Here is a 14,065-nt window from a genome sequence, read left to right as displayed (position 1 = left end):
ACAATAGCGCCCCCGCCCGCGAGTGCCTTGCGCCGCGCGGGCCACTTTGCTGGCAGGAAAATGGAATCGAAGATGTCAAACGCATGCGGCCTGGATTTCGGCACGTCCAACTCGACGGTGGGCTGGAGCCGCCCCGGCAGCGCGACCGCGCTGCTGCCGCTGGAGGATGGCAAGGCGACGCTGCCGTCGGTGATCTTTTTCCATGCCGAGGATCCGCTGGTCAGCTACGGCCGCGCCGCGCTGGGCGACTACCTGGCGGGCTACGAGGGCCGGCTGATGCGGTCGCTCAAGAGCCTGCTGGGCACCTCGATGATGGACGACAGCACCGAGGTGATGGGCCAGGCCATGCCGTTCCGCAAGCTGCTGGCGCATTTCATCGGCGAGCTGAAGACGCGCGCCGAGCAGGCCGCCGGCACCGGCTTCTCGCGCGCGGTGCTGGGGCGTCCGGTGTTCTTTATCGACGAGGATCCGGTGGCCGACCAGCTGGCCGAAGACACGCTGGCCGGGATCGCGCGCAACGCGGGCTTCAGCGAGATCGCGTTCCAGTATGAGCCGATCGCGGCGGCCTTCGACTACGAGGCCGGCATCAGGCGCGAGGAACTGGTGCTGGTCGTCGATATCGGCGGCGGCACCTCGGACTTTTCGCTGGTGCGGCTGTCGCCCGAGCGCGCCGCGCGCAGCGACCGGCGCGACGACATCCTGGCCAACGGCGGCGTGCACATTGGCGGCACCGACTTCGACCGCGCGCTCAGCCTGGCGCGCGCAATGCCGCTGCTGGGCCTGGGCAGCGCGCTGCGCAACGGCAAGGCGATGCCGTCGAGCCAGTATTTCGACCTGGCCAGCTGGCACACCATCAACCTGCTCTATACACGCAAGGCGTGGTCGCTGGTGATGGACAACTATCGCGACGCGGCCGACACGGTCAAGCTCGACCGCCTGGTGCGGCTGATCCGCGAGCGCGCCGGGCACTGGCTGGCGATCCAGGTCGAAGGCGCCAAGATCGCGCTGTCGGACACAGACAGCACCGAGGTGGACCTGCACCGGCTGGAACCGGGCCTGTCGCTGACCATCACGCGCGACGAGTTCGATGCTTCGATCGACAAGCTGGTGACAAAGACCGAGCAGACCGTGCACAAGCTGCTGGCCGACGCCGGCGTGCGCGGCGCCGCGGTCGATACCATCTTCTTTACCGGCGGTTCCAGCAGCGTGCCGCTGCTGCGCCAGCGGCTGGCAGCGCTTCTGCCCGAGGCGCGCTGCGTGGAAGGGGACCGGTTCGGCAGCATCGGCAGCGGGCTGGCGCTGGATGCGGTGAGGAAGTTTGGGTGAGCGGAGGGGGTTAGGTTTGCTCCCCTCTTCCGCAAGCGGGGAGAGGGAGTATCCCATCAAAAGTCAGCTTGCCGCGAGCGCATGTCGCGCAGGCCAAAGGCATCGCCCAGCGCCAGCCTTGCCGCCCGCAGCGCGCCCCGCGCGGCTGCGGCATCGCCGGCCAGGCGCAGCAGCGCCGGTAGTTCCCGCGGCGCGCGCAGCAGCCCGCCCAGCACCGCGGCCACATCGGTCTTGCCGTCATCGCCCATGCCAGCCGCGGCGGCCGCCGGCACGGAACGAGAAGCCGGATCGATGATCACGCGGCAAGCCGCGAATGGCAGCCGGCACGCCGCCGCCATGCGCGCGGCCAGGTGCGATTCCATGTCGACGCACAGCGCCCCCGTGGCCCGGTGCAGCGAGGCCTTGGCGGCCACCGTCAGGACCGGCTGGTCGGCTCCGGCCGCGGTGCCGATGCGCGCGTGCGGCAGCGCTGCGTGCATGGCGCGCGTCCAGGTGGTATCGGTGTCGTAGCGCTCGCCGGGCGCACACACAGCATCCGCCAGCACCACATCGCCCGGCGCCAGCGTCGGCTCCAGCCCGCCCGCCACGCCAAAGCTGAGGATGCCCATGCAGTGCCGGCTGGCCATTGCCGACACCTCTTGCTCCAGCGCCAGGCCGCGCACGCCGTGCACCACGCGGCAGTGCGGCCCGGCCGCGATGCGCGCCTCGAACGCCATGCCGGTGACGACCAGCACGAACGGCGCCGTCACAGACCCCACGACACCTGGCCGCGCTGGCCCATCTGGCCCATCTGGCCGCGCTGCAGGTTGCGGTAGCGCGCCAGCGCCCACAACGGGAAGTAGCGCGCATAGCCGTGATAGCGCAGGTAGAACACGCGCGGGAAGCCCACGGCGGTAAAGCGTGGCTCGTGCCACAGCCCGCCGGCCTGCTGCGTGCGCAGCAGGTAGTCGATGCCGCGCGCCACCGCCGGATGCTGCGCGGCGCCCGCCGCCATCATTGCCAGCAGCGCCCACGCGCTTTGCGAGGCCACGCTGGGCGCGGGCTCGTAGCCGCGGTAGTCGAGCCGGTAGCTGCTGCCGTCCTCGCCCCAGCCGCCGTCGGCGTTCTGGATCCGCGCCAGCCACGCCACCGCGCGCTGCAACTCGGGCGCTGTGGGCGGCAGGCCGGCGGCGTTCAGCGCGCACAGCGCGCTCCAGGTGCCGTAGATGTAGTTGGTGCCCCAGCGGCCGAACCAGCTGCCGTCGGGCATCTGCTCGGCCAGCAGGTAGCGCAGCGCGCGCGCGGCGGGCTCGCTCTTGCCGGGGGTGGCGCCGGTCTGGCACAGCATCGACAGGCAGCGTGCCGACACGTCAGCGGAGGGCGGGTCCAGCAGCGCGCCGTGGTCGGCGAAGGGAATGTTGTTCAGGTACAGGTGCGTGTTCTCGGGCTCGAATGCGCCCCAGCCGCCGTTGCCGCTCTGCATGCCGACGATCCACTCGGTGGCGCGCGCGACCGCGTCGCCATAGCGCCCCGGCGCATGGTGCGCGCGCATGAAGCGGTCCATGGCGGCGGCCACCACCGCGGTGTCGTCGACGTCGGGGTAGTAGGCGTTGGCGTACTGGAAGGCCCAGCCGCCGGGACGCACCAGCGGGCGGCGCACCGCCCAGTCACCGCGCAGGTCCAGCACCTGCAGCGGCCTGAGCCAGTCCAGCGCCCGCCCGGCGGCCTGCGCCGCGCGCGCGTCGCCGGTTTCCAGCAGCGCGTGCGTGGCCAGCGCGGTATCCCAGACCGGCGACAGGCAGGGCTGGCAATAGGCCTCGTCGCCGTGCTCGACCAGCAGGCGCTCGAGCGAACGCCGCGCCACCGCGCGCGCCGGATCGTCGGGCGGCACGCCCAGCACGTCGAACATCATCACGCTGTTGGCCATCGCCGGGAAGATCGCGCCCAGGCCGTCCTCGCCGTTGAGGCGCTCGCGCACGAAGCGCTGTGCCGCGGCAATGGCGCGCCGGCGCAGCGTGCGCGGGAACAGCGGCTCGGCCACGCGCAGCAGTGCATCGAGCCCGCGGAACACCGTGTACCAGCCGGCATGCTGGTGGGCCGCGCGCGGCGGCAGGCCCACGGTGTGGCAGTTGCCGACGAAGAGTTCGTTGATGCCGACCCCGCGCGGGTTGCGCGCCTGCGGGCGCAGGCTGTTGAGCACCAGCAGCGGCACGATCACCGTGCGGGCCCAGTACGAGACCTTGGACAGGTGGAACGGAAACCAGCGCGGCAGCAGCATGATCTCGACCGGCATCATCGGCACCGCTTTCCATGGCAGCACGCCGTACAGCGCCAGCAGCGTGCGCGTGAACACGTTGCTGGCCTCGGCCCCGCCCATGGCATGGATCGCCTGGCGCGCGCGCTGCATTGGCGCCGATTGCGGATCGTCGCCCGCCATCTTCAATGCGAAATATGCCTTGACGCTGGCACTGACGTCGGAGCGGCCCTGATGGAACAGCGGCCAGCCGCCGTCCGGGTTCTGGATGCGGCGCAGGTAGCGCGCCATGCGCGCTTCCAGGTCGAGGTCGGGCTCTTCGCCGAGGTAGTGCACCATCAGCACGTATTCGGCGGGGATGGTGGCGTCGGCTTCGAGTTCGTAGACCCAGTGGCCGTCGGGGCGCTGCTGGTGCAGCAGGGCGTCGAGGGCGCAGCCGATGCCATGGTCGAGTGCCGGCGCGGTCAGGCGCGTCGCCGGCGCTTGCTGCGGGCCGGCCGTCTCACGCTGCGCGGAATCCACCTGCGGCGCGGCGTTGGCAAAGGCGGTCTCGTTCATCGACATGCAGCCTCCTTGTGCCGGCGCACGCGTGGCGGGCACCGGCATATGACATGCCGCGCTCAGGCAATGGCGTGGCGCAGCATGATCCAGAGCAATTGCGCGCGCGGCAGGCGCACGCGCTGGCGCGGCGCCCGCCAGCCCTGCGCGCACAGCCGCGCCAGGATGCGGTGGTAGACCTCGGCCATGATGCGCGGCGAACGCACCTGGCGTGCCGGGCAGCGCGCCATGATGGCCTCGGCCTGGTCATAGTGGGCCTGGGCCTCGCGCGCCACGGCGGCGCACGCCTGGCCCAGCGCCGGGTGCGCGGCCACGGCTGCGGGCGTGGCGGCCGCGATGCCGGCCGCCGCCAGCGCCTCGGCCGGGAGGTAGAGCCGCCCGATGGCGGCATCCTCGTCGATATCGCGCAGGATATTGGTCAGCTGCAGCGCACGGCCCAGGTGGTGCGCCAGCGCAATGCCGCAATCCGTCTCCATCCCGAACACGCGCACCGCCAGCCGGCCCACCGCGCTGGCCACGCGGTCGCAGTACAGGTCGAGGGTGGCGGCATCGGGGGCGCGGATATCCTGCACCACGTCCATGGTCATGCCGTCGATCACGGCGACGAAGTCGGCCTGCTGCAGATTGAAGGCGCGGATCTGCGCGCACAGCGGCTGCAGCGGCGCGGGCGGGTTGCCGGCGTAGCAGGCCTCGACGTCGCGCCGCCAGGCGTCGAGCGCGGCCAGGCGCTCGGCATGCGGCGTATCGCCGTCGGCGATATCGTCGACGGCGCGGCAGAACGCATAGATCTCGAACATGGCCTGGCGCTGTGCGGCCGGCAGGATGCGCAGCGCGGCATGGAAGGAACTGCCCGACGAGGCGGCGGAACCAGCCTGGCCGCCGACGGCGGCACGGCTGTCTGAAGCTGCGATCTGAGTACCGGCCACGTAACTCCTCGACACGCTGCTTACCGTCCCGCGCCGGCCGCGCGGCATTGGCGCGCATGGGCCCGGGAGGTGGTTGTGGGTCGGGCGATTATAGCAATTTCACCTGCAACGGCGCGGCCGCGACCGTGCTGCAGTATGGCGCGCCCCAAAACAAAAAGCCCCGCAAGGCTGCGGGGCTTTGGTGCCGGCTGGTCCGTCGGGACCAGCCCGGGCCTCACCGGTATCAGAGGGCCTGGATCTTGGTGGCTTGCTCGCCCTTCTGGCCCATGGCCTTGACGTAGCGCACCTTCTGGCCTTCCTTCAGCGACTTGAAGCCATTGCCTTCAATTGCGGAGAAGTGCGCGAACAGATCGTTGCCGCCTTCATCCGGCGTGATGAAGCCGAAGCCCTTGGCGTCGTTGAACCACTTAACGGTACCGGTTTCCATGTCTATCTCAACCTTGAATTTCAAAATGAGCGAAAACGCTCGTTATACACCGTGTGCAACGCACCCAGCGGATCTCTTTATGTTCCCCGCCAGCGCATTCCATATGACTTCGAGATGTCGCTGTCGTGACAACCGAAATCGTCAGGGAACGACAACACCAAATGACACACCGAATGGGCGCTGCACAAGTGGGAATCATTCTGCCGAATTTTCCCGGTGTGTCAATCAGGCTAAGCGCCTAATCATGATGAGAGGTTCCGACAGGAGATATTAGCGTTTTCTACTTCAGTACCGGTTCAGTGAATTCCCTGATTTTTTATTGGTGCGTTTGCCTGTGCGTGCACCGCAGCCGGGCCGCGTGCCATGTGGTCGTGCATAATGAGCTGCCGCCCGCTGCAAGCTGGTGCCATCTTTTTTACAAATTTTTACGGCACCGTTCTACCGCGTTCGGGTGAGGCCAGTCCGGCCCGGATATAACATTATGCGGATAAACCACAATACCCGTGACAGCGGGCAGGTTATCCATGTCAATACATGAGTCAATGGCCTGCATGCGGGTCCATACATAAGAGAATGAACGCAAAGATTTCATGTAGTGGCAAACCGGGCTGTCCGGAAATCCGGTAACGGACAGCGGACGTCGCCGGGCCCAGCGCCAATCCATCCTTCCCGGGCTTCTGCCAGTGCCGGTGGCGCAACCATCAGTCCGGGAAGGCAACCGTTAACGTGCAAGCCAGTTCCTTGTCTCCTTTTCGGGACAATTGTTGACAATACGGGCCCGGCGACTCCTCTAGCATGCGGAGGCCGGATACCATCGGACTTTTCCGAATTGACGGTCAGAACCAGGCGCCGCGCGGTCCCAAACCGCCTCTAAAATGTCTGGCACCGTGCACTTCGGGTGCGCAAAAATAAAAGGAAGCAAGCTGTGAATCGACTGGGGGAAGCGCAAGGCAGCCGGCGCGGCCGGGGTGGCCGCACGCCATGCCGGCCGGGATGGCTGGCCTGGCTTACGTATCTGGCGCAGCGCGCTGCGCTGGCGCTTGCCCTTGGAACGGCCGGGGCCGCCGCGGCGCAGCCGGCGTCCGGCGCTGCGGCAGGCGCTCCGGCAATGCCGTCGATCGCGCTGCACTACGGCGCCAAGCCGCCGGTCGACGCGCTGCAGGCCTTCGATATCGCCGTGGTCGAACCCGACAGCGGCTTCGACCCGCGCCGGGTCGCCACCCCCGCGACCGCCTGGTTTGCCTATGTCAGCGTGGGCGAGGTGCTGGAAGGCCGCCCGTATTTCAAGGACATTCCCAAGAGCTGGTTCGTCGGCCGCAACGACGCGTGGAACGCGCCGGTGATCGACCAGGCGGCCGACGGCTGGCCCGCCTTCTATGTCGACAAGGTGATCGCGCCGCTGTGGGCGCGGGGTTTCCGCGGCTTCTTCCTCGATACCCTGGACTCGTACCAGCTCGCCGCCAAAACCGACGCCGAGCGCGCGCGGCAGGAAGCCGGCCTGGTGCGCGTGGTGCGCGCGATCAAGGGGCGCTACCCCGACGCCCGGCTGATCTTCAACCGCGGCTTCGAGATCCTGCCGCAGCTGCACGGCCTGGCGTATGCCGTCGCCTTCGAGTCGCTGTTCCGCGGCTGGAACCAGGCCCAGGGCCGCTATGTCGAGGTGCCGCAGGCCGACCGCGACTGGCTGCTGGCGCAGGCGCGCACCATCCGCGAGCAATACCGGCTGCCGGTGGTGTCGATCGACTACTGCCCGCCGGCGGACCGCCGCTGCGCGCGCGACACCGCGCGGCGCATCCGCGCGCTGGGCATCACCCCCTATGTGGCCGATCCCGGTCTGCAGACCATCGGCATCGGCAAGGTCGAAGTGCTGCCGCGGCGCGTGCTGGTGGTGCAGGAGCGCGGCCCGGGCGTGGCGATCGACCAGTCCGAGGGCGTGCGCTTTGTCTCGATGCCGCTCAACTACCTGGGCTACCGCGTCGAGTTTGCCGACACCAGCGAGGAACTGCCCGAGATCGGCCCGGACCGCTATGCCGGCGTGGTGATGTACCTGACGGGCAAGGTCACGGCGCAGCCGGGCCGCCTCCACACCTGGGTGCAGGCGCGCATGGCGCAGGGCATGCCGGTGGTGTTCCTGAACGACTTCGGCACCAGCGTCAGTGGCGCGGTGGCGCGCGGCTTCGGCCTGAAGGCGGTCAGGGGGCGCGTGTCGGGGCCGGTCGAGGTGCTGGCCAAGGACCCGATGATGGGTTTCGAGATGCCGGTGGCGCCCGACCGCAACCAGGCCGAGGCGATCCAGGTGCCCGACGGCGACGGCTTCCGCACGCTGCTGCGCCTGCGCTCGGGCACGCTGACCTATGACGCCGCGGCCATCACGCCGTGGGGCGGCTATGTGCTGGGGCCGTATGCGGTGCACGAGAGCGGCATCGGCACCGCCGACAGCCGCTGGGTGGTGCAGCCGCTGGACTTCCTGCGCGAGGCGCTGCGCTTGCCCGCGATGCCGGTGCCCGACGTCACCACCGAGAACGGCCGGCGGCTGCTGACCATCCATATCGATGGCGACGGCTTTGCCTCGCGCGCCGAGATTCCCGGCGGCGGCTTCTCCGGCGAGGTGCTGTTCCGCGAGATCTTCGATCGCTACCGGCTGCCGATGACCATGTCGGTGATCCAGGGCGAGATCAGCCGCGACGGCATGTACCCGAAGCTCAGTGCCCAGCTCGAGCCGATCGCGCGCAAGATCTTCGCCCAGCCCTATGTCGAGGTGGCCAGCCATACCTTCTCGCACCCGTTCGCGTGGGCGCGCACGGTTCCAGCGCAGGGCGGCAACGCCGCGGCGGGCGGGGGCGACGAGGCCTTCCACCTGAACATCCCTGGCTACACCATGGACCTGAACCGCGAGATCGGCGGTTCCATCGACTACATCAACCGCAGCCTGGCGCCGGCCGGCAAGCCGGTCAGCCTGCTGCTGTGGTCGGGCGACTGCCAGCCGCCGGCCGAGGCCCTGCGGCTGACCGACCAGGCGCGCGTGTTCAACATGAACGGCGGCGACACGCTGATCACGCGCAGCAATCCCAGCTGGACCGCGATCGCGCCGCTGGGCATCAACAAGCCGGGCGGCACCTTCCAGGTGTTCGCGCCCAACCAGAACGAGAACGTCTACACCAACCTGTGGCACGGCCCGTTCTACGGCTTCGAGCGCGTGATCGAGACCTTCGAGCTGACCGACCGGCCGTATCGCTTTAAGCCCGTCAACATCTACTACCACAGCTACTCCGGCACCAAGGCGGCGTCGCTGAAGGCGCTGCGCAAGGTCTATGACTACGTGCTGGCGCAGCCGTTGCTGCCGCTGCATTCGACCGATTACGTGCGCAAGGTGCTCGACTGGCAGGAGATGGCGGTGGCGCGCGAAGTGGGCGACGGCAGCGCCGGCAGTCGCGGCACGCAATGGATCGTGCGCGGCGACGGCAACCTGCGCAACCTGCGCTGGAGCGGCACGGGCTTGCCCGACGTTGCCGCGGCGAAGGGCGTGACCGGAACCTCGCCGGCGCCCGGTGGCGGCGTCTACCTGCACCTGGACGGCGGCGACGCGCGCTTTGACGTGCGCGAGGCCGCGGCCCCGGCGCCGGCCACGCCGCAGCTGGCGGAAGCCAGCGGCATCGTGCGCGACTGGTCGCAGCGCGACGGCGTCACCCGTTTTGCCTTCAGTGGCTACTTCAAGCCGTTCTTCCGCCTGGCCAACGCCGGCCACTGCCGCGTCAGCGTCGATGGCAAGGCCGTGGCGGCCGTGCGCGAACGCAACACGCTGCGCGTCGATACCGCACCCGTGACCGACCCCAATCATGTCAGGCAACAAGTCGAAGTCCGCTGCGCCGGCTGAGCGCGAGCGGCTGCTGCCGCCGACGCTGGTGCTGACCTTTACCGCCATCGTCGGCATCGGCCTGGCGCTGATGTTCCCGCGCGAAACCCTGCGCGATCGGCTGCTGGGGCAGGGCCGCACCATCGACGGGCTGACCATGGCCTACCTGGAAGCCTGGTGGAAGGTCACGCCCGACGATCCCGCCTTCATGGGCGTGCTGGCCGAGCAGTACGCGCGCACCGGTCGCCTGGAAGACGCGCAGGCGATGCTGGAGCGGATGCAGGCGGTGCAGGGCACCGACCTGTCGGGTCAGGTGCTGCGCACGCGCATCGAGATCGCGCAGCAACGCGCCTGGGCCGCGCTGCCGGAAACGGCCGAACGCGAACAGAACCTGGTGCAGCTACGCCGCCTGCTGGAGCAGGCCGCCGGCCGCCGCTGGAGCGTGGCGGAGCTGCAGGCACTGGCGACGCAGGCGCGCCAGGCCGGCGCGGATGGGGCGATGCGCCGCTTCTATGCGGCGCTGGCGAGCCAGGACCGCAACAACGCGGCGTTCTGGAACCGCCAGCTGGCGGAAATGGCGATTGCCGGCGGCGACTACCGCGACGCCGCCAACGCACTGTTCGCGCAGCAGGCGGCCGCGACCACGCTGGCCGAGCGGCGCGCGCTGTTCCTGAAGGCGGTGCAGACCCTGCAGTCCGGCAACCTGCTGGACGAGGCGCTGGCGCAGGCCGAGCGCCACGGCGGCAAGCTGCTCGACGACCCCGAGGTGCTGCGTTACCTGACCCGGCTGGCGCTGGCGGCCAACAAGCCCGAGCAGGCCAGCCGTTATGTCGAGCGGCTGCTGAAGGTGTCGGCGCGGCTGCGCGGCACCGGCCATGCGGAGCCGGCCGCGCTGGCCGCGCATGAGGCCGGGGTGCGGCGCATCGCCGCCAGCCAGCCGTGGCGCGAGCGCGGCGTGGTGTTTCTCGACGGGCCGCGCGGCCTGGCGCTGCGCGAGGCGCTGGCCGCTTCCGGCCAGCTCGGCGTGCGCAGGATCGCGACGCAGCAGGCCGCGCCCGCGCAGCCGGAGGACACGAAGTTCAATGCCGACGACTACGAGCTGGCCTATCGCGTGTTCCTGGCCGCGGGCAAGCTCGACCAGGCCCAGCGCGTGGCCGAGACCGCGGTGCGCCGGCTGCCGGGCGAGCCGGTCTGGCGCGAGCGGCTGGCGCAGGTGGCGGAATGGAACCGCCAGCCGGCCGTGGCGCTGAAGAGCTGGCTCGACTATGCCCGCGCCACCAATGACGAGCGCGCGTGGGACGCGGTGATGCGGCTGGCGCCGGGGCTGTCCGACGATCGCGCCTACCTGGCCGCGCTGCGCCACCGCGCGGGCGGCTCGGACCTGAAGACGGTGGACGAGGTGGTGGCCACCTACGAACGCCTGGGCGAGCCGGAAGAGGCCATGCGCTTCCTCGAAGGCCTGAGCCGTGGCCCGAAGGCGCGCGATATCATGGAACGCCACGCCGCGCTGGCCGAACGCGCCGGCAAGGACGAGCGCGCCTTCCAGCTCTATACGCAGCTGCAGCAGCGCTTCGGCCCGCGCCCGGCCTACGCGCTCAAGCTGGCCAACCTGCTCTATGTGCGCGGCCGGCTGCCGCAGGCGCTGGACGCGATGCTGCCGGCGCGCGCCGCGACGGGTCCGAGCGACCAGCTGTTCTGGCGCACGTTCACCCAGCTGGCGCGGCTCAACCAGCGCGACGACCTGCTGCAGGACGGCTATCGGCACCTGATGATGGCGACCGCGCAGACGCGCGACGAGCACTGCCGGCAGTTGCCGGAGGGCCCGGCGCGCAACGACTGCATGGCCGAGGTCCGCGCCACGCAGCAAGCGGACTTCTCCAACCTGATCGCCTATTACGACAAGACCCCGATCGACGCCGGCCGCATCGCCGAGACCGACTGGCGCCGCAGCGCCAGCCCGGCCTCGCTGGAGCTGGCGCTGTACTACTACACGCGCGCCCACGCCTACCGCCGCATCGAGCGGCTGCTGCAGGACATGAGTGCGGAGCAGCGCCGCGCCGCGCGGCAGTCGAGCCGCTTCCTGATGCGGCGCGCCGAGTACTACCGCGTGACGGGCCAGCGCGAGCAGGCCCTGGCCGACCTGCGCCATGCCGCGGGCCTGCCGGACGCCGACAGCGAAACGCTGGCGGCGCTGCTGTGGACGCTGGTCGACCAGGGCACCGATACCGAGGTGCGCGCGGTAATGCGCCGCCTGCAGGACCAGGCCGAGGACAATCCCGACCTGTGGGGCGCCTTCGCCGCGGGACATATGCGCTTCCATGACGGGCGCGCGGCGCTGCATTACCTGCGCAGGCTCAACGACGGCCAGAGCGCCGATCCGCTCTGGCTCAGCCTGCTGGCCGATGCCTATGAAGCCGTCGGCCAGACCGACATGGCCTGGCGCGTGCGCCGGCAGGCGTGGATCGACCTGCATCGTGGCTGGGCCCGGCGCGGCGCTGGCGCCGCGCGCATGCGCCCGGACCATGCCGATGGCGACGAGGAGCGCGAGAACGCCTCGGGCGCGCCGTCGCGCGCGGACCTGCGCCGCCAGACCGTGGCGCTGGGGCAGATCTTTGCCTCGGGCGAGGTCTCGCGCGCGCTGGTGATCCAGATGCTGCGCGCCGACCGCGCTTCCACGGCGGCGCGCGAACTGAGCCCGCCCGACGCGGACGCGCCGTCGCAGCTGGGCGAGATCGAAGGACTGCCGCCGTTGCGCGAGCCCGTCCCCGCCGAGATCGTGCGCGACGCGGCGCGGCGCGAGGCCGCGCTGTCGGCCGCCGGACGCGATGCCGCGCTGGCGTGGGCGATGTCGGCCGAATCGAACGAACTGGCGCGCGGCTGGCTGGCACGCCAGTACGCGAGCCGGCTGCAGCGCCCGGCGTATGCCGAGTTGGCGATCGCGCTGGACCGGCAGGACCTGAACAGCCTGGACCGCATCCTCGAGCGCCAGGCGGGCCGCGTGCCGGTGGCGAGCCAGATCGAGGCCAACCAGCGCCTGGACCGCCTGGGTGCGGCGCAGACGCTGGCCTTCGAGGCCCAGGAGCGCGCGCGCTCCGACGACGCGCTGCAGGAAACCCTGCGCGAGACGCTGCTGTTCAACGCCCAGGCGATCGAGCCGCGCGTGCGCTTCCTGCACCAGAAGCCGCTGGAGTTCACCGAAGGCAGCCTGGCCGGCGGCGTGCGGTTGTGGGATGGCTATGACCTGAATCTGCGCGGCACCTGGCGCGACCAGCGCAGCACCGATCCGCGGCAGCTCGCCAACGTGCCGTCGTCGGACCGGCGCGCCGACCTGTCGCTGGGCTACCGCGACAACAATCAGCGCTGGCGCGCCACCGCGGGCTACCGCGAGGGCCTCGACACCATGGCCACGGCGCGCTTCTTCGGCGAGTGGAACCAGCAGGGGCGGCTGCAGTTCAGCACGCTGGCGGGGCTCAACCAGCCGGCCGAAGAGTCCGCGCCGCTGCGCGTGGGCGGCGCCAAGGACGTGCTCGGGCTGGGCGCGACGTGGCGCTTCAGCCTGCGCGAGTTCGTCGGCGCGCGCATCGAGTACAGCCGCTTTCGCGGCCAGGATCGCAGCACGCTGGGCCACGGCATGGTGTATGACGTCGAGGCTGGCTACAAGATCCGCACCGCGTATCCGGACTACACCGTGCGCGTGGTCGCGACGCATGCCAGCTACAGCACGCAGGGCGGCAGTCTGACGCCGCGCCAGGCCACGCTGGTGCCGGCCGGCGATGCCGCGACGCCGGCGTTCTACATGCCGCAGGGCTTCACGCAGGCTGGCGTGCTGTTGGGCTTCGGCACCGAGTTGCTGGACGAATACACCCGCAAGTGGCGGCCGTTCGGCGAGATCGGACTGTTGCACGACACCCGCGCGCGGCAGAACTTCCGCGTGCAGGGCGGCGTGGCGGGCTCGGTGTTCGGCAACGACCACCTGGCGCTCTATGTCTCGCACGAGACCGCGGCGCGCAATGGCGGGCGGCCGATGACGGAACTGGGATTGCGCTACCGCTGGCTGTACTGAGCGCGCGGTGCATGGCAGGACAGGCGGGGCATCAACAGATATGGCAATACCGAAAAAGGGGATGAACATGAACAAGCAAGGCACGGGCATGACGGGCAAGACGGTGGCGAGGCGGCTGGCGGCATGGTGCGGCGCGCTGGGCGCGGCGCTGTGGCTGGCGGGCTGCGCGGTGACGGACGTCGGGCGCGCGCCGGCGCTGGCGCGCGGCGAGACCATCGCGGTGCTGCCGATCGTCAACTACACCGAGACGCCGCAGGCCGGCCTGCGCGCCGAAGCCATCGCCGAGAGCCTGCTCAAGACCGGCGGCGTGGCCAGCCTGAAGCGCTATCCGGCCGCGCTGAACCCGGAAACGCTGTTCGAGCCGGCCGAGCGCGAGGCGGTGGGCAAGGCGCTGGAATGGGCGCGCGCGGAGAAGGCCCGCTATGCGCTGACCGGCGCGGTGCAGGAATGGCGCTACAAGGTGGGCGTGGACGGCGAGCCGGCGGTCGGCATCTCGCTGCAGCTGCTCGACGTAAACAGCGGCGAAGTGGTGTGGTCCGCCACCGGCAGCGACAGCGGCTGGAGCCGCGCCTCGCTGTCGGGCACCGCGCAGAAGCTGCTGCGCCGCCTGCTGGCGCCGCTGATGCAGGGCTGAGGTGAGGATGGCGTTGATCGGCACGGCGCCGCGCCAGCGCGGCGA

The 14,065-nt window shown here is 70.3% G+C and carries 8 protein-coding genes; 4 read left to right on the top strand and 4 right to left on the bottom strand.

From position 1 onward, the window contains the following. Nucleotides 1-60 precede the first annotated feature (60 nt). A complete protein-coding gene (locus MKD38_RS04970) occupies nt 61-1,326 on the top strand; it encodes an Hsp70 family protein (RefSeq protein ID WP_252674933.1) in 1,266 nt (421 codons plus the stop codon). Nucleotides 1,327-1,382: 56 nt separating this feature from the next. Here the strand turns inward: MKD38_RS04970 and MKD38_RS04965 are convergent, their stop codons facing one another. The 4 genes from MKD38_RS04965 to MKD38_RS04950 all read right to left on the bottom strand — a co-directional run bounded on the left by MKD38_RS04965 (nt 1,383) and on the right by MKD38_RS04950 (nt 5,470). Beyond that, nucleotides 1,383-2,075, bottom strand: coding sequence for a phosphorylase (locus tag MKD38_RS04965; protein ID WP_252675330.1), 693 nt, complete (start codon nt 2,073-2,075; stop codon nt 1,383-1,385). Beyond that, nucleotides 2,072-4,123, bottom strand: coding sequence for a squalene--hopene cyclase (shc, locus tag MKD38_RS04960; RefSeq protein ID WP_252674932.1), 2,052 nt, complete (start codon nt 4,121-4,123; stop codon nt 2,072-2,074). Before shc ends, MKD38_RS04965 begins: the two co-directional genes overlap by 4 nt. A 56-nt stretch (nt 4,124-4,179) precedes the next feature. Continuing rightward, nucleotides 4,180-5,043, bottom strand: coding sequence for a presqualene diphosphate synthase HpnD (hpnD, locus tag MKD38_RS04955; RefSeq protein WP_252674931.1), 864 nt, complete (start codon nt 5,041-5,043; stop codon nt 4,180-4,182). Between the two features lie 223 nt (nt 5,044-5,266). Next, on the bottom strand, nt 5,267-5,470 hold the full coding sequence (locus MKD38_RS04950; RefSeq protein ID WP_010810931.1) for a cold-shock protein: 204 nt from the start codon (nt 5,468-5,470) through the stop codon (nt 5,267-5,269). Between the two features lie 1,108 nt (nt 5,471-6,578). On the opposite strand from MKD38_RS04950, the gene MKD38_RS04945 reads away from it, so the two are divergent. The 3 genes from MKD38_RS04945 (at nt 6,579) to MKD38_RS04935 (ending at nt 14,020) form a co-directional block, all read left to right on the top strand. Then, on the top strand, nt 6,579-9,344 hold the full coding sequence (locus MKD38_RS04945; RefSeq protein ID WP_252674930.1) for a bifunctional glycoside hydrolase/polysaccharide deacetylase family protein: 2,766 nt from the start codon (nt 6,579-6,581) through the stop codon (nt 9,342-9,344). After that, nucleotides 9,307-13,386 carry a tetratricopeptide repeat protein gene (locus MKD38_RS04940; protein WP_252674929.1) on the top strand — a complete coding sequence of 1,360 codons (4,080 nt, stop codon included), beginning with the start codon at nt 9,307-9,309 and terminating at the stop codon, nt 13,384-13,386. The genes MKD38_RS04945 and MKD38_RS04940 overlap by 38 nt, the downstream gene beginning before the upstream one ends. Before the next feature lie 67 nt (nt 13,387-13,453). Next, complete coding sequence (locus MKD38_RS04935) at nt 13,454-14,020, top strand: penicillin-binding protein activator LpoB (protein WP_371925632.1); 567 nt, start codon at nt 13,454-13,456, stop codon at nt 14,018-14,020. Nucleotides 14,021-14,065 lie beyond the last annotated feature (45 nt).

It is taken from the genome of Cupriavidus sp. WGlv3 (assembly GCF_023952475.1).
GTDB classification, from domain to species: Bacteria; Pseudomonadota; Gammaproteobacteria; order Burkholderiales; family Burkholderiaceae; genus Cupriavidus; species Cupriavidus phytorum.
The sequence above is the reverse complement of the archived record's forward strand: the minus strand, read 5'-3'. Positions and strand labels throughout refer to the sequence as shown.